This window comes from Streptomyces sp. AB3(2024), assembly GCF_041862025.1.
Taxonomy (GTDB): domain Bacteria; phylum Actinomycetota; class Actinomycetes; order Streptomycetales; family Streptomycetaceae; genus Streptomyces.
In genome coordinates this window covers 13231-31460 of the sequence record NZ_JBGWAB010000101.1, presented here as the reverse complement: position 1 = coordinate 31460, position 18230 = coordinate 13231, and the positions used below count along the sequence as shown (strand labels likewise).

Genomic DNA, 18230 nt, shown 5'->3' with positions numbered 1-18230 from the left:
AAAAAAAAAACAAAACCCCACTCCCCCCCGCGAGCCCCAGGGCCGCCGGCGCCGGCCCCCCCCCCCCCCCCCCCCCCCCCCCCCCCCCCCCCCCCCCCCGGGGGGCGTTCCGTCAGGTCAGGCCGAACTTCCCGCCCCGTGCGCCCAGGACGAACTTGCGCCATCCGTCCGGCGCGAAGACCAGCGGAGGGCCGTCGGGGCGCCCGCCGCTGCGCATCGCGATGAACCCCTCCACGAAGGCGATCTGGACGTCACCCACCCCCCGGCTGCCCGACCGCCAGTCCGCCCCGCTGAGATCGAGCTCGGGCTTTCCCCACACCGTGTTGCCGTTCGCCACGTGCGTGCTCCTCCCGGTACGTCGTCCGGGGGCCCAGGGTAGCCATCGCGACGGGCGCCGCACAGGGCCCCGCGGGGCCGGCGGTGACCGGCCCGGCGCGGCCGCCCTCCCCGGTGACCCTCAGGACGCCGGGAGTTCGGACCCGACCAGCCACATCGCGAAGAACTGCGCTCCGCCGCCGTAGGCGTGCCCGAGGGCCCGGCGGGCTCCGGGGACCTGGTGTTCCCCCGCCAGCCCCCGTACCTGGAGGGCTGCCTCCGCGAAGCGGATCATGCCGGAGGCGCCGATCGGGTTGGTGGACAGCACTCCGCCGGAGGGGTTCACGGGGAGGTCGCCGTCGAGTTCGGTGACGCCGGCCTCCGTCATCTTCCAGCCCTCGCCCTCCTGCGCGAAGCCCAGGTTCTCCAGCCACATGGGCTCGTACCAGGAGAAGGGGACGTACATCTCGACCGCGTCGATCTCCCGGCGCGGGTCGGTGATCCCGGCCTGCCGGTAGACGTCGGCGGCGCAGTCCTTGCCGGCCTGCGGGGAGACGAAGTCCTTGCCCGCGAACAGGGTCGGCTCGCTGCGCATCGCCCCGCCGTGCACCCAGGCGGGCGGCTTCGGCGAGCGCGCCGCACCGGCCCGGTCGGTGAGGACCATCGCGCAGGCCCCGTCCGAGGAAGGGCAGGTCTCGGAGTAGCGGATCGGGTCCCACAGCATCGGGGACGCCTGGACCTTCTCCAGGGTGATGTCGTGCTCGTGCAGGTGCGCGTACGGGTTCTTCAGGGCGTTGCGCCGGTCCTTGTACGCCACCAGCGAGCCCACCGTGTCGGGCGCGCCGGTGCGCCGCATGTACGCGCGCACGTGCGGTGCGAAGAAGCCCCCGGCGCCGGCGAGCAGCGGCTGCTGGAAGGGGACGGGCAGGGAGAGCCCCCACATGGCGTTGGACTCCGACTGCTTCTCGAAGGCGAGGGTCAGCACCGTCCGGTGGACGCGCGCCGCGACCAGGTTGGCCGCGACCAGCGCGGTGGACCCGCCGACGGATCCCGCCGTGTGGACGCGGAGCATCGGCTTGCCGACCGCGCCGAGGGCGTCGGCCAGGTACAGCTCCGGCATCATCACACCCTCGAAGAAGTCGGGGGCCTTGCCGATGACGACGGCGTCGACGTCCGCCCAGGTCAGCTCGGCGTCGGCGAGGGCGCGGGCGCCGGCCTCGCGGACCAGGCCGGCGAGGGAGACGTCGTGCCGGGCGGCGACGTGCTTGGTCTGGCCGACACCGACGACGGCCACGGGTTCCTTGCCGGATGTGCTCATGCCCGATCCCCTTCCAGAACGGCGACCAGGTTCTGCTGGAGGCAGGGGCCGGAGGTGGCGTGGGCGACGGCCCGGTCGGACGCGCCGCGGTGGATGCGGGCGGCGGCCTCGCCGATGCGGATCAGGCCCGCCGCCATGACGGGATGGGCCGCGAGGGCCCCGCCGGAGGGGTTGACGGCCACCCCGCCGGTGTCGCCGGGGCCGGGGCCGAGACCGAGCGCCTTGCGGAGCACGACCTCCTGGGAGGAGAACGGCGCGTGCAGCTCCGCCGTGTCCACGGGCGCCTCGAAGAACCCCGCGCGCTCGGCGGCGAGCCGGGTGGACGGGGAGTCGGTCAGGTCCCGCAGCCCGAGGCCGTGGGCCTCGATGCGGTGGTCGATGCCGGTGATCCAGGCGGGCCGTTCGCAGAGCCGGCGGGCCGTGTCCCCGGCCGCGAGGACGACCGCGGCGACGCCGTCACCGATCGGCGGACAGTCCCCGGTGCGCAGCGGTGCCACCTGGTACTCGCCCTGCGGGACGGCCCCGCGCAGCTGGGCGTGGGGGTTGTCCTCGGCGGCGGCCCTGCTGCGGGCGGCGACTGCGGCGAGCGCGGCCTCGTCGGTCTCGCCCGCGTCGATCAGCGCCCGGGCCTGGAGGGCGGCGAGGGCCACCGAGTCGGGCCAGAGGGGGGCGAGGTAGTACGGGTCGAGCTGGCGGGTGAGGACGTCGCGGACGGATCCCGGGGAGGACTTCCCGTAGGAGTAGACGAGCGCGGTGTCGGCCTCGCCGGTCTGGATCTTGACCCAGGCCTCGTACAGCGCCCAGGCGCCGTCCATCTCGACGTGCGACTCGGAGATGGGCGGCCAGGCGCCGACCCCGTCGAGGGTCATCGTGAAGGAGAAGGCGCGGCCGGCGAGGTAGTCACTGGAGCCGGAGCAGGTGAAGCCGATCTCCCCGGCCTTCAGTCCGGTGGCGGCCAGCACCTCGTGCAGGACCGGCATGACCATCTCGACTTCGCTGAGTTCGTCGGTGCGGCGCAGGTGGTCGCTCTGCGCGAAGGCGACGACGGCCACGTCGCGGGCGTACCTGCTCGTCCTGGGCATCAGATGAGCTCCTTGTACGCGTCGTAGTCCGCGTCCGGCTCGCCGGTGGGCCGGTAGTGGTCGGGGTAGCGTCCGCCGTCGGTCCACACCGGTTCGACGCGCAGGCCCATGCGGACCTGGTCGTACGGGATGCCGCCGATCCGGCCGTGCAGGGCGAGGTCGGCGCCGTCGAGGGCGATGTGGGCGTAGACGTAGGGGACTTCGATGTCCAGGTTCCTGGCCTTGATGTTGACGATGCAGTAGGTGGTGACGGTGCCGGCGGGGCCGACCTCGACCCGGTCGGTGGTGGCGACCCCGCAGGTGGGGCAGGCGCCGCGCGGGGGGACGTACACCTTGTGGCAGGACGGGCAGCGCTCGCCGACGGTCCGCCGCTCGGCGAGGGCGTTGATGTAGGCGGTCTGGGCGCGGCCGGGGCTGTAGGTGTAGTCCAGGCGGGCCTCGGCGACGATGCCGGTGACGGGGTCGGCGAAGGCCCCGTCGTGGGGGGCGGCTCCGCCGGGTGCGCGGGCGGAGCCGGTCCCGCCCGCCTCCCCGGCCGCGTCTTCCTCCTCCGGTTCGAAGCAGGCGATGTCGGTGATGGCTCCGGTGCGGTCGGCGGCCCAGCGGATCCGTACCCGCATGCCGGTGCGGACGGCGTCGGGGCCGGGGGCGTCGAGGGCGTGCAGGATCGCGGTGTCGGCGCCGTCGAGCCGGACCAGCACCCAGGCGAAGGGGGTCGTGAGGGGCTGCTGGGGGCGGGGGTCGCCGTTCCAGGCCCAGGTGGTGACGGTGCCGGCGGGGGCGACCTCGACGAGTTCGCGGATCTCCTCGGCGGTGACGGGGTCGTACTCGACGGGCGGCACCATCACCCGCCCGTCGCCGGTCCGCACGCCGAGTACGACGCGCTCGCGCAGGCCGGTGAGGAAGGCGCTCTGCACGGGGCCGAGGGAACGGGTGAAGGGGAACTCGACGACGAGGGGCGCGCGGAGCACCTGTGGTGGGGACGCGGCGGTCATGGTGGGTCTCCGATTCCGGATGGGGGACGTGCAGGACCGGTGGCTACGCCCGGCGGTAGACCGGCGCCCGCTTCTCGGCGAACGCCCGTGCCCCCTCCTTCGCGTCGGCGGTGTCGAAGACGGGCCATCCCCGCACCAGTTCCGCGGCGAGCCCCTCCGTCTCCGTCAGCTCGGCGCTCTCGTAGACGGATGCCTTCACCGCCTCGACGGCCAGCGGCCCGCACGCGTTGATCCGCTCCGCGGTCTCCAGCGCGGCGTCGAGGGCCGTCCCGTCGGGTACGACCCGGCCGACCAGCCCGATCCGCGCCGCCTCCTCGGCCGCGTACGACCGTCCCGTCAGCAGCATCTCCAGCGCGTGCGTGCGCGGGATCTGGCGCGGCAGCCGCACCGTGGAGCCCCCGATGGGGAACAGCCCCCGCTTGACCTCGAACAGCCCGAAGGTGGCCCCCTCCCCCGCGATCCTGATGTCGGTGCCCTGGAGGATCTCGGTGCCGCCCGCCACGCAGTACCCCTCCACCGCCGCGATCACCGGCTTGCGCGGGCGGTGGTGACGGAGCATCGCCTTCCAGTGGAGGTCGGGGTCGGCCTTGAGGCGGTCGCGGTACCGCTCGCCGTCCATGCCCTTCCCGGCCAGCGCCTTGAGGTCCATCCCGGCGCAGAAGTCCCCGCCCGCGCCCGTCAGGACCACCGACCGGACCGTGTCGTCCGCGTCGGCCTCCAGCCAGCCGTCGTAGAGCCCCACGAGCAGCGGAAGCGAGAGCGCGTTCTTCGCCTCCGGCCTGTTCATGGTGAGCACCAGCGTGGCGCCGTGGCGGTCCACGGTCAGGTGTTCCGTCCCACCCATTGCCGTCCTCCCGTCTCAAGACCTAGAACAGGTTGCAGGAGGGGAGGGTGCAGTTCAATAGTTTTCTGACACTCAGTCAGATTCTTTGGCCGGCGCCCTTCCCAGTTGGGCCGAGCGCGGCTCTAATGACCGCCGAGCAGCCCAGCCATGGGATCTTTCGGGTCAGGAGGAACGGTGGAGTACAACCTTGCCGACCTGTTCGAGTCGGTCGTGGACGTGGTCCCGGACCGCGAGGCCCTGGTGTACGTGGACCACCCCGGAACCGGCGCCGAACGCCGCCTGACGTACGCGGAGCTGGACGCGGCGGCCAACCGTCTCGCCCACCACCTGCTCGACAGCGGACTGGGGCCCGGCGACCACCTGGGACTGCACCTCTACAACGGCGTCGAATACCTCCAGACCGTCCTGGCCTGCCTCAAGGCCCGCCTCGTTCCGGTGAACGTCAACTACCGCTACGTGGAGGAGGAGCTGGTCTACCTCTACAACGACGCCGATCTCGCAGCCCTCGTCTTCGAGGGCGAGTTCACGGAGCGGGTGGCCGCCGCGCTGCCGCAGGCGCCGCGGCTCCGGCACCTGATCCGGGTCGGGCCGACGCCCGAGGGGGCCCCGGAGCCGGCGCTCGCACCGGTGGCGTACGAGGACGCCGAGGCGGCGGGTTCCGCGGAGCGCGGCTTCCCCGAGCGCAGCCCCGACGACCTGTTCATCATCTACACGGGCGGTACGACCGGCATGCCCAAGGGCGTCATGTGGCGGGCCGAGGACCTGTTCTTCGCCGGCCTGTTCGGCGGCGAGCCCTCGGGCGAGCCGGTGAAGCGGCCCGAGGAACTGGCCGAGCGGGTCGCGGCGCGGGGGGCGGGCCTCACCTTCTTCCCTGCTCCCCCGCTGATGCACGGCACCTCGACCCTGACCTCGTTCATCGCCTTCAACTACGGCCAGCGGGTGGTCATCCACCGCAAGTACGTAGCGGAGGAGGTGCTCCGTACGATCGAGAAGGAGAAGGTGTCAAGCGTCTCGCTGGTGGGCGACGCGATGCTGCGGCCACTGATCGACGCCCTGAACGGCCCACTCGCGGGGACCGACCTGTCCTCGCTGTTCAGCGTCTCCTCGTCCGGGGCGATCATGTCGGAGACGGTGCGCGCGGAGTTCCGGCGGCTCGTGCCGAACGTGGTGCTCCTGAACAACTTCGGATCCTCCGAGTCCGGTTCCAACGGCCGGGCGACGGACGACTCCGGTCCGGAGAAGGGCTTCCGCCTCCAGGTCAACGACAGCACCCGGGTGGTGGACCCGGTGACGCACGAGCCGGTGGGGGTGGGCGTGCCCGGACGGCTCGCACAGCGCGGTCACGTACCGCTCGGGTACTACAACGACCCGGTGAAGACCGCGGAGACCTTCTTCCGCAAGGGCGCGGAGCGCTGGGTGCTGCTCGGCGACATGGCGACCGTGGACGAGCAGGGCATCGTCACCGTGCTGGGGCGCGGTTCGCAGTGCATCAACACGGGCGGCGAGAAGGTGTACCCGGAGGAGGTCGAGCAGGCGCTGAAGTCACATCCGGACGTGTACGACGCCCTGGTGGCGGGCGTCGCGGACCCGACGTGGGGCAGCCACGTGGCGGCGGTGGTGCAGGTGCGCGAGGGGGCGCCGGAGCCGACGCTGGAGGAGATCCAGCGACACTGCCGCACCCGGCTGGCGGGGTACAAGATCCCCCGCCAGCTGGTGCTCTCGGACACCATCCAGCGCTCCCCGAGCGGCAAGGCGGACTACCGCTGGGCGAAGACGGTGGCCACGGAGGCGGACTCGGCCCGGTGAGCGCGCCCCGGGTGGGGGACCCGGCACGCTGAGCGGCACCCCGGGCGGGGGACCCGGCACGCTGAGCGGCACCCCGGGCGGGGGACCCGGCACCGGGCACGCCTCAGCGCTGGGCCCTCAGTTCCGCCGCGAGGGTGCGGGCCCAGCCCGCCAGTTCGGTGCGGCTCGCGCTCCCGCCGAGGGCGTCGGCCTGCGCGTCGGTCATGCGGTGCGGGCCGGGGTCCTCCAGCAGGTGGGCCGCCTCGGCCAGCAGCGCGGACAGGCGTCGGGCGTCCGACGCGCTCAGTCGTACCGATACCGCCGGGTCGATGACGGACATCGCCGCCGCCTCCCTTCGCGCTCCTCGGGCCGGGGCGCCTCCTTCGACCGTACGCCTGCGGCGGGGCGGTCGCCGCTCAGCCGCCGGTGGCGAGGAAGCGCTCGACGCGCTCCGCGAACCGGGCGGGGTCGTCCAGCCACGGGAAGTGGCCGGCGCCCGGCTGGACGTCGACGGCACCGTGCGGGAACAGTGCGGCGAGCCGGGCCGCCAGGGCCGGGGCCGGATGGCCGTCCAGGCCGCCGGCGAGCACGAGGACCTCCCCCGCGACCCGCCGCAGGGCGGCCCGGGTGGCGGGCGGGTCGAAGGCGTCCGGGTGGGCGTAGGCGTCGGCCGCCCGCTCGTTCTGCTGGTCGGCGTTGGCGGCCCAGTGCGCGCGGGCCGCGTCGTCCCAACGGCCGTAGAACAGCGGTGCGGCGAGGTCCCAGTCCGCGTCGGCGCCGTCGCCGCCGACCTCGCCCGCGAGGATCCGCGCGTAGGCCGTGATGGCGGTGTCGTACGGGGCGCCGCCCGCCCGGAGCCGGGCCGCCGCCATCCGCTGTTCGTCGGTGACGGGGAGGTCCACCGCCCACGACGTGGGCGTGACCAGCACGATCCGGCGCGGCCTGGCGGGGTGGGCGGCCGCGTACAGCTGGGCGAGGTTGCCGGCGGCCGAGTGGGCGAGGAGGTCGAAGCGTTCCAGGCCCAGGTGGAGGCGGAGGGCCTCGACGTCGGCGACCTGGTGGTCGACGCGGTACGTGGACTCGTCCGCCGGTATCGCGGAGTCGCCCGTACCGCGCAGGTCGAGGAGGATCAGGCGGCGCCCCGCGGTCAGGCCGCCGAGGTCGCCCAGGTACTCCGAGGCCCGCATGGCGCCGCCGGGGAGGCACAGCAGCGGCTCCCCCTCCCCGCGGACGTGGTAGGCGAGTTCGGTTCCGTCGTAGGTGGTGAAGGCAGGCATGGGCGCCATCACACCAGACGATCACTCGTTCGAGTCATTGATTTACGGGGCGGGGTCCGGCAGGCTACCGAATGAACGTTCGGTTGGTCCTGAATGAGGTGACGACGATGACGGCGTACGCGGATCTCCACGACGAAGGCGAGCGGCTGAGCCCCGACGAACTGGCGGCGCTCCAGCTCAAGCGGCTGCGGGCCACCCTGCACCGCGTGTACGACCGCGTGCCCTTCCACCGGCAGGCCTTCGACAAGGCGGGGGTGCATCCCGACGACTGCCGCTCGCTGGCCGACCTCTCCCTCTTCCCCTTCACCACCAAGGCCGACCTGCGCGAGCAGTACCCCTTCGGGATGTTCGCCGTGCCCCGCCCCGAGGTGCGCCGCATCCACGCCTCCAGCGGTACCACCGGCCGGCCCACGGTGGTCGGCTACACCGAGGGGGACCTGTCCACCTGGGCCGACGTCGTCGCCCGGTCGCTGCGCGCGGCGGGCGCCCGGCCGGGCCAGATCGTGCACGTGGCGTACGGGTACGGGCTGTTCACCGGGGGCCTGGGCGCCCACTACGGCGCGGAGCGGCTGGGCTGTACGGTCGTGCCCGCCTCCGGGGGCATGACCGACCGGCAGGTCCGCCTGATCCAGGACTTCCGGCCCGAGGTGATCATGGTGACCCCGTCCTACATGCTCACACTGCTGGACGAGATGGAACGTCAGGGCCTGGACCCCCGCTCGACCTCCCTGCGGACCGGGGTGTTCGGCGCGGAGCCGTGGACCGAGGAGATGCGCCGCGAGATCGAGGAGCGGCTCGGCATGGACGCCGTGGACATATACGGGCTGTCCGAGGTGATGGGGCCGGGGGTGGCGCAGGAGTTCGCCTCGCACAAGGACGGCCTGCACATCTGGGAGGACCACTTCTACCCGGAGGTGGTCGATCCGCTGACCGGGGCGGTGCTGCCGGACGGGGAGCTCGGGGAGCTGGTGTTCACCTCCCTCACCAAGGAGGCCATGCCGGTCGTGCGCTACCGCACCCGGGATCTGACCCGGCTGCTGCCGGGGACGGCGCGGCCCGCGTTCCGCCGGATGGAGAAGGTGACGGGCCGCAGCGACGACATGATCATCCTGCGCGGGGTGAACCTCTACCCCACCCAGATCGAGGAGATACTCCTGCGCACCCCCGGGCTCGCCCCGCACTTCCAGTTGAGGCTGACCCGGGAGGGGCGGATGGACACCCTGACCGTGCGGGTGGAGGCCCGCCGGGAAACCGGTGCCGCCCGGCGGCGGGACGCGGCGGCGGAGGTGGTGCGGGCCGTCAAGGAGTCCGTGGGGGTGTCGGTCGGGGTCGAGGTGGTGGAGCCGGAGAGTCTGGAGCGGTCGGTCGGCAAGATCAAGCGGGTGAAGGACCTCCGCGACGGCCGGGCGGGCTGAGTCCGGACGCCACGGGCCGAGCCCGGCCGCCGGGCGGTCGAAACCACCCCGTTCGGGCCCACTTCGGCGCCGCCTCCGGGAATCGGCGGGCCCGTACGGGTAGGGGATGGGGCGTGACCTCGTTCCTCCGGCGGCTCCACGACCGGCTCCAGGGCTCGCCCGCAGGGCTGGCCTGGAGCCGTGGCCGGGAGATCGAGCTGATGCACCGGGCGATGGGGTTCGCCGCCCTCGGATTCCTCACCCTCGTGCCGCTGCTGGTGGTCGTCGCCGCGGCCGCGCCGGGCAGCGGCTCGGGCTTCGGCCGCTGGCTGGGCCAGGCCCTGGGGGTGACGGCGCCCTCGCGGGCCCGGGTGGAGCTGCTGTTCGGGGCGGCGGACCTCGCCCTGGAACGGACCACCGCCTTCGGCCTCGCGGCCCTCGCGGTGTTCGGCCTGACCTTCGGCTCCGCCGTGCAGACCGGCTACGAGAAGGTGTGGGACCTGCCGACCGCCCGCTGGCACACCATGTGGCGGCACGTGGTCTGGCTCGCCCTGCTGGTCTGCTACCTCGGGCTGCTCGTCGGGATCCCGACCCCGTCCCACAACTGGCTGGGCACCGCCCTGGGCACCATCGGCGACATGACCGGCACCTGCCTGTTCTTCTGGACCTCGGGGCGGCTCCTGCTGGGCGGCCGGGTCCGCTGGCGCGCGCTGCTCCCGGGGGCCGTGGCCACCAGTCTCGGGCTGCTCGGCCTCAGGGTCTTCTCCCAGCTGGTGTTCTCCCCCCTGATCGCCTCGAACGCCGTCACCTACGGCCCCTTCGGCACCCTGCTGGTGGTCCAGTCCTGGCTGGTCGGTGTGGGGTTCGTGGTGTACGGCGGGGCCCTGGTGGGCCGTATGGCGCACGAGCACCTCACCTTGCGCCGCCTCCGCGCGAACGGCACCCTCCCCGCCGAGCCGCCCCCTCCCACGCCCCCCGATCCGGGACCGGCCTGACGGGCATGACGGCTGTGACGGCCGTGACGGGCCGACCCGGCACCCCCTGCGCCGCGCGAGGGTCCGGGAGTGGGGGCCGACCGGCCTCGCGTGGTCCGACAACGCCGCGAGGTGCCGTGCCGGGCGCCGTGACCCGGTGAACCTTTCCGGTCACAGCACTAGACTCGGCCCGGCCGCGAGGGTGTCGCGCACCCCCGGCCGTCCGGACCGCGTACCGGCCGGGCCGCACCGCCGCAGACCCAGGGGAGCCGTGTGACCACCAGCTACCGCCAGCCCGGCGTCGTCCTCACAGACCACCACTTCACGGTCCCCCTGGACCACGAAGACCCCGGCGGCGAGCGGATCGGGCTCTACGCCCGCGAGGCCGCCGCCACCGGGAAGGACCCCGAGGGCCTGCCCTGGCTGCTCTACCTGGAGGGCGGCCCCGGCTTCGGCGCCCGCCGGTTCACCGGCCGTCAGGCATGGCTGGAGCGGGCCCTGCGCGACCACCGGGTGCTCCTCCTGGACCAGCGCGGCACCGGCCGTTCCACCCCCGCGAACCGGCAGACCCTGCCGCTGCGCGGAACGCCCGGCCGACAGGCCGACTACCTCTCGTACTTCCGCGCCGACTCCATCGTCCGCGACTGCGAGGCCATCCGGCCCGCCCTCACCGGCGGCGCCCCCTGGACGGTGCTCGGTCAGAGTTTCGGCGGATTCTGCACCACCCACTACCTCACCACCGCGCCCGAGGGTCTGCGGACCGCGCTGATCACCGGCGGCCTGCCGTCCCTGACCGCCACCGCCGACGAGGTGTACACCGCCGCCCTCCCCCGCGTCGAACGCAAGAACCTCGCCCACTACGCCCGCTACCCGATGGACGTGGAGCGCGCCCGCCGCATCGCCGCCCACCTCGCCGAGCACCGCACCACCCTGCCCGGCGGGCACCGCCTGACACCCGAGGCGTTCCAGTCCCTCGGCATCCTCCTCGGCACCGGGGACGGCAGCCACCAGTTGCACTACCTGCTGGAGGACGCGTTCGTCCGCACCCCGGTCGGCCACGCACTCTCCGACTCCTTCCTGGAGGCCGTCCGCGAACGGCTCTCCTTCGCCGGGCACCCGCTCTACGCCCTGCTCCACGAGGCCATCTACGCCCAGGACCCGGCCGCCCCCACCGGCTGGGCCGCCGAACGGGTCCGCGCCGCACACCCCCGCTTCGACGCCGCCGCGGCGCTCGCCGGGGACGGGCCCCTGTTCTTCACCGGCGAGAGCATCCACCCCTGGCACTTCACCACCGACCCGGCGCTCGAACCGCTCCGCGAGACCGCCGAACTGCTCGCCGCGCGCACCGGCTGGACCCCGCTCTACGACCCGGCCCGGCTGGCCGCCAACGAGGTACCGGTCGCCGCCGCCGTCTACCACGACGACATGTACGTCGACACGGCCCACTCGCTGGAGACCGCCCGGACCGTGCGCGGCCTGCGCACGTGGGTCACCGACGAGTTCGAACACGACGGCGTCCGCACCGGCGGCCCCCGCGTCCTGGACCGCCTCCTGGCACTCGTCCACGACGACACCGTCTGACCGGGCGGGCCGGGTCTGGGCCAGGGCCGCCAGGGCGGCGCGGGCGGCGGCCTCCCCCTCCTCGTAGGCCTGGGCGAGGGCCAGGCCCCCGGGCGGCGTGCTCGACGGCCTCCTCCGCGGCGCCGACCGACAGGGGGTGGTGCGCCAGGTGTTGGTGGGCGAGGGTGACGGTGCCGGCGAGGGCGGGCCCCTGCCACAGTGCCAGTGCCTCCCGGAGCAGGGCGGCGGCCTCGGCCGGTTCCCGCTCCGCGGGGGTCCGGACGGTCGAGCAGTTCCTCGAAGCGGTGGGCGTCCGGCAGTGGCCCGGGAAGGCGGAGGGCGTATGCCTGCCCCTGCGTGAGGGGTTCGACCCCGTGCGCGGGTGCTCCGTGCACGGCGAGCAGCGCGCGCGGCCGGGACACGTGGCCCTGGAGCACGGTGCGGGCGTGCCGGGGCGGGTCCTCGTCCCACAGGGCCTCGGTCAGCCGCTCCACGCCTACGGAGGCGTTGGGGCGCAGCGGCAGTACGGCGAGCAGGCTCCGGCGTTCGGCGGGGCCGAGCGGGAGCGGAAGGCCGCTTTCCGCCACCACGGCCACCGTTCCGAGCACGCGGAACTCCATGCATGCGCCCCTTGTCCGTACGCTCGCGGCCCCCTGCCGAGCTTATGGCTCCGCATTTCGGGTCAGGAGCGGGATCCCGGCCGTTCCGGGCCGCCGCCGAGCGTCGCGATCGGCTGACGGAGCACCATGAGCGGCTCGTTCGGGCTCCGTTGGCGGGTGGGGTCCCTGGGGTGGTGCCGGCCTGTCGCGGCGACGGCCCGGGGGGCCTTTCCGGGGAGCGGGCGCCGCCGCGGACCGGCGGCACGACCTCGTCCGCGTCGGGGGAACAAGAGCCGGAACCCTACCCCGTCCCGGTGGTGGTCCGGACGGTGCGCGCTGGTCCCGCCACCGCCCGGACAGCGGTTCCCGGACGGCCCGGCGGGTATCGGCCCGCCGGGCCGCGGCGCGGCCCCGGTTCCCGCGCCGGGGCCGCGCACCCGTCCCCGCGCGGTCCGCCCGGTCGCCGTCGGAGGCCGCCGCCGCAGGCGCGTCAGCGCTCCGCGAAGCGGTCGCGGAGTTCCCGCTTGAGGATCTTCCCGCTGGCGTTGCGCGGCAGGGCGTCCACGAAGACCACCCGCTTCGGGGCCTTGAAGTGGGCGAGCCGCTCGCGGGCGTACGCCACCAGCTCCGCCTCCGTGACCTCCCCGCTCGGGACCACGACCGCCGTGACCGCCTCGATCCACCGCTGGTCGGGCAGTCCGACCACGGCCGCCTCGGCCACCCCGGGGTGGGTGTACAGCACGTCCTCGACCTGCCGGGAGGCGACGAGCACCCCGCCCGAGTTGATGACGTCCTTCACCCGGTCGACGACGGTGAAGTAGCCCTCGGCGTCGCGCACCGCGAGGTCACCCGATCGGAACCAGCCGTCCCGGAAGGCCGTCTCCGTGGCCCGCGCGTCGTTCCAGTAGCCCAGGCACAGCTGGGGCGAGCGGTACACCACCTCCCCCGCCGTGCCGTCCGGTACCGGGGCGCCGTCCTCGTCGACGACCTTCGCCTCCACGTGGCGCACCGGCCGGCCGCAGGAGTCCATCCGGCCCTCGTGCTCGTCCGGCCCCAGCACGGTGGCCAGCGGGCCGATCTCGCTCTGTCCGAAACAGTTGTAGAACCCGAGCCCGGGGAGCCGCTCCCGCAGCCGTTCCAGGACGGGCACCGGCATGACCGAGGCGCCGTAGTAGGCCTTGCGCAGCGCGCCCAGCTCCGCGGACGCGAACCTCGGGTGGCCGGCGAGGGCGATCCACACCGTCGGCGGCGCGAACAGGCTGTCGGCGCCGCCCGCCTCCACCAGGTCGAGGAGCGCGTCGGGGGCCGGTGCGTCGAGGACCGTGTTCCGCGCGCCGACCGCCAGGTAGGGCAGCAGGAACACGTGCATCTGCGCCGAGTGGTACAGCGGCAGGGCGTGGGCGGGGCGGTCCGCCTCCGTGAGGTCCAGGGCGTCGATCGCGCTCTCGTACTCGTGCGCCAGCGCCCGGTGGGTCATCACCGCGCCCTTGGGCAGCGCGGTGGTCCCGGAGGTGTACAGCAGCTGCACCACGGCCGACGGGTCACCGGGCTCCCCTTCGTACGGGAGCGGTTCGGCGAGCTCGGCCAGGAAGGAGCCGGGGGCGTCGCGCAGCGGGCGGACGGTGTGTGCGCCGGGCACCCGCTCCGCCAGGTCCGGGTCGGCCAGGACCAGGGCGCTGCCGCAGTCGCCGAGGATGTGCGCGAGGTCCTCGCCGGTGAGGTTCTGGTTGACCGGCACGTGGGTGAGGCCGGCGCGGGCGCAGGCGAGGAAGGCGATGAGATAGGCGTCGCTGTTGTGGGCGAAGGTCGCGACCCGGTCGCCCGCGGCCAGCCCGTGGCGCCCGCGCAGGACTGCGGCGCCGGTGGAGACGGCCGCGTCGAGTTCCCCGTAGGTCCAGGCACGGTCGCGGTAGCGGACCGCCACCCGGTCGGGGACCCGCCGCGCGCTGTCCCGTACGAGTCCGTCGACCGTGTTGTCCCGCACTGCCGTCATGGCGCGATCCTCGCCCCGCGGCCCGCCCGGGGTCAAGATCGGCGCGCCAACCGCAGCTACCAAACGGGATGTTGACAGGGCGTCGGATGAACTGCGTGAGTGTGGGGGCATGCACGCACCGCCTGTCCCACGGGCAACCCCGCCCTTGCACGGGCCACTTGGGAGGCACGTTGCGCTCGACCGAACGCCCCCGCCGCCGCACCGGAGCGCTCCTGCGCCGGATCGCCGTCACCGGTGCGACTCTCCTCGCCGCGACGGCCGCGATACCGCAGGCCGGAGCCACGGCCGGCCCCGATCCCGGGGTCGCCCCCTCGGGCGGCGGTCTGTCCGCCGTCATCCGCTACATCACCGACGAGCTGGCCGCCCGCTGCTCCACCCCGCTCGGCCGGGCCACCTACCCCGCGGCGGGGCTGGCGGTGCTGGACGGCTCGCGCGGCGACTGCGCCCTCGGCTCGGACCCGGACGCGGTCCAGCCCGGGGTGTTCGGCCCCGGCAGGGCGCCGACCCTGCGCGACGCCCCGTACGCCGAGAACTCCAAGACCATGATCAAGGCATAGATATCGCGCGGCTTTGACGTGTAAATAGCAGCAGGTCAGGGCGGGTACGGGCAGGACCTGGCACTTGCTGGTCCTCGAAGAGTGTGAGCTGCTTGACCCATCAGACGCGCCGATGGTCCGGGTCGCACTTGGCCTGTGCCGTGTCTTCCCTCTTGGATATTCCGCCCAGTGGCGGAGCCTGCTGACCCGTATCTCCAGCGGAGTGCCGGCGTTCAATGGGTGTGACAGATAGTCAGTACGCAGCGGCACTGACCCGTTGCATCGAAGATGCATTACGAGGCTGCGAAGTAAACGCACAAGGCGTGGGAGCAGGCACAGGAGTTGGCCTGGGATCACGCCACGGCCGGCCACGCCCACGTCGCCACGGTGGCCAACGGCATCGTCAGGCCACGGACACCTCCGCGACCAGCAACTCGCGGACGGCATCGGAGAGCACGTTCCGAGCCTGCGCACCGAGGCCGTCGTCGGTGACGAACACATCTACCTCGCCCAGCGACGCGAACCCGCTGAGGCCGACCACACCCCACTTCGTGTGATCCGCGACAACCACGACCCGCCGGGCCGAGCCGATCAAAGCACGGTTGGTCTGCGACTCCGCGAGATTGGGTGTCGTCAGCCCGGCCTTCTCGGACACCCCATGCGCACCCAGGACGAGCAGATCCACATGCAGCAACCGGATCGACTGATCGGCCAATGGGCCGACCAGGGCGGCCGACCTGGTCGGGGCACCGCCCGTCAGCAGCAGCGACGGCGCAGCGGCACCATACTGCTCCTCCGCCGCGCGCAGCAGGTCGGCGACCGGCAGGGAGTTGGTCACCACCGTCAGCTGCTCCACCTCAAGCAGTCTGGACGCCACCGCGAACGCCGTCGTCCCCGCCGAGATCGCGACCACGCTGCCCGGCTCGACCAGTGCGGCCGCCGCATCCGCCATCGCCGCCTTCGCCGCCGACTCCAGACCCGACTTGACCTCGAAGCCCGGCTCGTCCATGGCGGCACCGGAAGCCAGCACGGCACCGCCGTGAACCTTCTTGAGCACCCCCGACCGCTCCAACGCGTCCAGATCCCGGCGCACGGTCATGTCCGAGACCCTCAGCTGACTCACCAGCTCCGCCACCCGAACCGCCCCGCTGCGGCGGACCAACTCAGCGATGCGCTCCTGCCGCTGGTGCGCCAGCAACCCGGCATCCACCACAGTCCAGATCCCCCTCACACGAGCTCACCCTGCTCGAAGCTGATCACCAACCGCGCAAACAAACTGAAGGCATCAGAAGTAGACGACCCGAGGATAGACGCATGAGGGTCTGTGAATGGAATGGTGGGGGCCTGGCCAGGTGGTGCCCGCAGGCGTGGTGCCGGCCAGGAGTCCTCCGGCACCACGCCTGCGGGGCTTTCGGCTGCCCGTCAGCAGGTGAGGACGGGAGCGGCCCAGTCGGCGTGGTCGCTATTGCTGCCGTCGCCGCCGTCGGTGACGACGAGGTGCAGCTCGTTGGCACCGGTGAGGTCGGCGGTGAGGTGCTTGGCGCCGGAAGTGGCGTTGAGCACGCCGCTGTCGGCGGCCTTGGTGCCGTCCTTGTAGATCTGGAAGGCGACGGTGCCGCGGCCCATGGCCTCGGCGTCGACGCCGACGTCGGTGGTCAGCGTGGTGCATGCGCCGCCGAGGTAGTAGACGATCTCGCTGGACGCGTTGACGCCGAGACCCTTGGCGTAGGTGGCGCCCTTGATGGTGATGGTGGAACCGTCACCGGCCTGGTTGTCGCCGTTGCTCATGTCCTTCTCGACCGGGCCCCAGCCGTTGCTGGCGGAGGACCAGGTGAGGTCGGAGAGCTGGTGGCTGCCGACGGTGGGGCCGTTGCCGCAGGCGATCTTGGCATCGGCCCAGTCGGCGTGGTCCCAGCTGGTACCGTCGCCGGCGTCGGTGACCACCAGGCGCAGGGCGGTGGCACCGGTGAGGTCGGCGGTGAGCTTCTTGGCGGGGTCCTTGCCGGTGAGCTTCCCGCTGTCGGCGGCCAGGGTTCCGTCCTTGTATATCTGGAAGGTCACCGAGCCGTTGCCGTAGGCCTCGTCGTCGACGCCGACGGTGGTCACCAGGTTCTTGCAAGTGCCGCCGAGGTTGAAGCTGATGTCGCCGGCCGCGTTGGTGCCCAGCCCCTTGCCGTAGGTCGTGCCGCGCAGGCTGATGGTTCGGCCGTCACCGGCTGCCCAATCGCCGTTGCTGTGGTCGCGCTCGACGGGGCCCCAGCCGCCGGTGACGGAGCCGAAGGGCAGGTCGCTGAGGTAGCTCATGCCGGTGGGCGGCGGTACGGGCGTGCTCGGGGTGACCCGGAACATCGCGGTGCCGTGTCCGGGGACGGTGGCGCTGATCGTGCCGGCACTGGTGGTGGTCTTCTTCGACCACAGGTCCTTGACCGTGTACGAGGGTGCGCCCGCGATGCCGATGGTCTGCACCGTGGTGGTGATGGTGGCGTCGTAGGAACCCTCATTGGTGAGGGTGACCGCGCGGCCGCCGTCGGCCAGCGGCTTGCTCATCACGACCAGGCCGTTGCCGCTGGAGACGACGGAGCCCTGCTTGCCGAGCGGGTCCTGGTCGACGGCGATGACGTCGGCATTGGTGAGGATGTCGAAGGTCTCCTGCTTGGCGGTGCGCAGGTCGGCGCCGATCAGCAGCGGGGCGGACATCTCGGCCCACAGGCTGAAATGGGTGCGGTACTCGGTGCCGGTCATGCCGCCGTTGCCGACCTCCAGCATGTCCGGGTCGTTGAAGGCCCCGGCTTTGGCGTAGGCGGACAGGCCCTGGTTTGCGTGCGCGATGGAGATCATGCTCTGCCAGGTGTCGCTGATGTCGCCGGTGGTGCGCCAGGAGTTGCCGACCGGCGGGGCCCAGTTCCACGGGCCGGTGCTGCCCCACTCGCAGATGCTGTAGAGGATCGGCCGACCGGTCTTCTTGAGGGCGTCGCCCATCGTCTTGTACCGGGTCTGCGCGTCGACGCCCTGGTTGTTGCAGTTGTCGTACTTGAGGTAGTCGACGCCCCAGGAGGCCCACAGGTTGGCGTCCTGCTGCTCGTGGCCGAGGCCGCCGGGGAAGCCCTTGACATCGCAGGTCTTGGTGCCGGCGCTGGAGTAGATGCCGAACTTCAGACCCTTGGAGTGGACGTAGTCGGCGACGGCCTTGATGCCGTGCGGGAAGCGCACCGGGTCGGGGACCAGGTTGCCGGAGGCATCGCGGTCGGGCAGTGCCCAGCAGTCGTCCAGGTTGACGTACTGGTAGCCGGCCGCCTTCAGGCCCTTGCTGACGAACAGGTCGGCGATGCCCTTGACCAGGTCCTCGTTGAACTCGGAACCGCACCAGGTGGTGTTCCAGTTGTTGAACCCCATTTGCGGGGTCAGGTTGATGGCGTTGTCCAGCGCCGACGCGGCAGGTGCGGTGGCGAGTTGGAAGCCGACGGCGAGGGCGCCACCGCCGGTTAACAGACTGAGCGCCGTTATCGCCGAGGCGAACCGACGGCGCGGTGGCTTGCTGCGTGATGAGCGCAAGGCTCT

The 18230-nt window shown here is 72.8% G+C and carries 15 protein-coding genes and 1 pseudogene; 5 read left to right on the top strand and 11 right to left on the bottom strand.

Annotation, left to right across the window (positions count from 1 at the left end; all coding sequences use genetic code 11):
- Nucleotides 1-112: 112 nt before the first annotated feature.
- The 5 genes from ACEPPI_RS29825 to ACEPPI_RS29805 all read right to left on the bottom strand — a co-directional run bounded on the left by ACEPPI_RS29825 (nt 113) and on the right by ACEPPI_RS29805 (nt 4554).
- Complete coding sequence (locus tag ACEPPI_RS29825) at nt 113-337, bottom strand: DUF397 domain-containing protein (protein WP_373918375.1); 225 nt, start codon at nt 335-337, stop codon at nt 113-115.
- Nucleotides 338-457: 120 nt separating this feature from the next.
- On the bottom strand, nt 458-1633 hold the full coding sequence (locus ACEPPI_RS29820) for a thiolase domain-containing protein (protein WP_373918374.1): 1176 nt from the start codon (nt 1631-1633) through the stop codon (nt 458-460).
- Nucleotides 1630-2715, bottom strand: a complete 1086-nt coding sequence (locus ACEPPI_RS29815) for a thiolase domain-containing protein (protein WP_373918373.1) — start codon at nt 2713-2715, stop codon at nt 1630-1632. The genes ACEPPI_RS29820 and ACEPPI_RS29815 overlap by 4 nt, the downstream gene beginning before the upstream one ends.
- Nucleotides 2715-3710 carry a Zn-ribbon domain-containing OB-fold protein gene (locus ACEPPI_RS29810; protein ID WP_373918372.1) on the bottom strand — a complete coding sequence of 332 codons (996 nt, stop codon included), beginning with the start codon at nt 3708-3710 and terminating at the stop codon, nt 2715-2717. The genes ACEPPI_RS29815 and ACEPPI_RS29810 overlap by 1 nt, the downstream gene beginning before the upstream one ends.
- 43 nt (nt 3711-3753) lie before the next feature.
- Nucleotides 3754-4554 carry a crotonase/enoyl-CoA hydratase family protein gene (locus ACEPPI_RS29805; protein ID WP_373918371.1) on the bottom strand — a complete coding sequence of 267 codons (801 nt, stop codon included), beginning with the start codon at nt 4552-4554 and terminating at the stop codon, nt 3754-3756.
- A gap of 174 nt (nt 4555-4728) precedes the next feature.
- Between ACEPPI_RS29805 and ACEPPI_RS29800 the strand changes: the two genes are divergently transcribed.
- Nucleotides 4729-6360, top strand: coding sequence for an acyl-CoA synthetase (locus tag ACEPPI_RS29800; protein ID WP_373918370.1), 1632 nt, complete (start codon nt 4729-4731; stop codon nt 6358-6360).
- 103 nt (nt 6361-6463) lie between these two features.
- Here ACEPPI_RS29800 and ACEPPI_RS29795 read toward each other — a convergent pair whose 3' ends face one another.
- Together ACEPPI_RS29795 and ACEPPI_RS29790 are read right to left on the bottom strand one after the other, a co-directional pair.
- Nucleotides 6464-6679, bottom strand: coding sequence for a hypothetical protein (locus ACEPPI_RS29795; RefSeq protein ID WP_373918369.1), 216 nt, complete (start codon nt 6677-6679; stop codon nt 6464-6466).
- A 76-nt stretch (nt 6680-6755) separates the two neighbouring features.
- Entirely contained in the window at nt 6756-7616 is an 861-nt protein-coding gene (locus tag ACEPPI_RS29790; protein WP_373918368.1) for an alpha/beta fold hydrolase, read from the bottom strand.
- Nucleotides 7617-7723: 107 nt separating this feature from the next.
- Between ACEPPI_RS29790 and paaK the strand changes: the two genes are divergently transcribed.
- The 3 genes from paaK to ACEPPI_RS29775 all read left to right on the top strand — a co-directional run bounded on the left by paaK (nt 7724) and on the right by ACEPPI_RS29775 (nt 11565).
- Nucleotides 7724-9031, top strand: a complete 1308-nt coding sequence (gene paaK, locus ACEPPI_RS29785) for a phenylacetate--CoA ligase PaaK (RefSeq protein WP_373918367.1) — start codon at nt 7724-7726, stop codon at nt 9029-9031.
- A 113-nt stretch (nt 9032-9144) separates the two neighbouring features.
- Nucleotides 9145-10005 carry a YhjD/YihY/BrkB family envelope integrity protein gene (locus ACEPPI_RS29780; RefSeq protein WP_373918366.1) on the top strand — a complete coding sequence of 287 codons (861 nt, stop codon included), beginning with the start codon at nt 9145-9147 and terminating at the stop codon, nt 10003-10005.
- A 252-nt stretch (nt 10006-10257) separates the two neighbouring features.
- Entirely contained in the window at nt 10258-11565 is a 1308-nt protein-coding gene (locus ACEPPI_RS29775; protein WP_373918365.1) for an alpha/beta fold hydrolase, read from the top strand.
- On the opposite strand, the gene ACEPPI_RS29770 is transcribed toward ACEPPI_RS29775, so the two are convergent.
- Nucleotides 11474-11770, bottom strand: coding sequence for a hypothetical protein (locus tag ACEPPI_RS29770; protein ID WP_373918377.1), 297 nt, complete (start codon nt 11768-11770; stop codon nt 11474-11476). The two genes, ACEPPI_RS29775 and ACEPPI_RS29770, sit on opposite strands and share 92 nt — an antisense overlap.
- An 863-nt stretch (nt 11771-12633) precedes the next feature.
- Entirely contained in the window at nt 12634-14136 is a 1503-nt protein-coding gene (locus ACEPPI_RS29765) for a fatty acyl-CoA synthetase (RefSeq protein WP_373918364.1), read from the bottom strand.
- A gap of 326 nt (nt 14137-14462) precedes the next feature.
- Here ACEPPI_RS29765 and ACEPPI_RS29760 point away from each other — a divergent pair.
- A pseudogene (locus ACEPPI_RS29760) lies at nt 14463-14672 on the top strand (hypothetical protein); the annotation flags it as partial.
- Nucleotides 14673-15075: 403 nt separating this feature from the next.
- Here the strand turns inward: ACEPPI_RS29760 and ACEPPI_RS29755 are convergent.
- Both ACEPPI_RS29755 and ACEPPI_RS29750 read right to left on the bottom strand, forming a co-directional pair.
- Nucleotides 15076-15903 carry a DeoR/GlpR family DNA-binding transcription regulator gene (locus tag ACEPPI_RS29755; protein ID WP_373918363.1) on the bottom strand — a complete coding sequence of 276 codons (828 nt, stop codon included), beginning with the start codon at nt 15901-15903 and terminating at the stop codon, nt 15076-15078.
- A gap of 191 nt (nt 15904-16094) precedes the next feature.
- Nucleotides 16095-18224, bottom strand: coding sequence for an NPCBM/NEW2 domain-containing protein (locus ACEPPI_RS29750; protein ID WP_373918362.1), 2130 nt, complete (start codon nt 18222-18224; stop codon nt 16095-16097).
- Between the last annotated feature and the right edge of the window lie 6 nt (nt 18225-18230).

What these genes read in the sequence shown, in the direction of transcription:
- ACEPPI_RS29820 (WP_373918374.1), bottom strand. Translation starts at nt 1,633, where the DNA reads ATGAGCACATCCGGCAAGGAACCCGTGGCCGTCGTCGGTGTCGGCCAG.
- ACEPPI_RS29815 (WP_373918373.1), bottom strand. Translation starts at nt 2,715, where the DNA reads ATGCCCAGGACGAGCAGGTACGCCCGCGACGTGGCCGTCGTCGCCTTC.
- ACEPPI_RS29810 (WP_373918372.1), bottom strand. Translation starts at nt 3,710, where the DNA reads ATGACCGCCGCGTCCCCACCACAGGTGCTCCGCGCGCCCCTCGTCGTC.
- ACEPPI_RS29805 (WP_373918371.1), bottom strand. Translation starts at nt 4,554, where the DNA reads ATGGGTGGGACGGAACACCTGACCGTGGACCGCCACGGCGCCACGCTG.
- ACEPPI_RS29795 (WP_373918369.1), bottom strand. Translation starts at nt 6,679, where the DNA reads ATGTCCGTCATCGACCCGGCGGTATCGGTACGACTGAGCGCGTCGGAC.
- ACEPPI_RS29790 (WP_373918368.1), bottom strand. Translation starts at nt 7,616, where the DNA reads ATGCCTGCCTTCACCACCTACGACGGAACCGAACTCGCCTACCACGTC.
- paaK (WP_373918367.1), top strand. Translation starts at nt 7,724, where the DNA reads ATGACGGCGTACGCGGATCTCCACGACGAAGGCGAGCGGCTGAGCCCC.
- ACEPPI_RS29765 (WP_373918364.1), bottom strand. Translation starts at nt 14,136, where the DNA reads ATGACGGCAGTGCGGGACAACACGGTCGACGGACTCGTACGGGACAGC.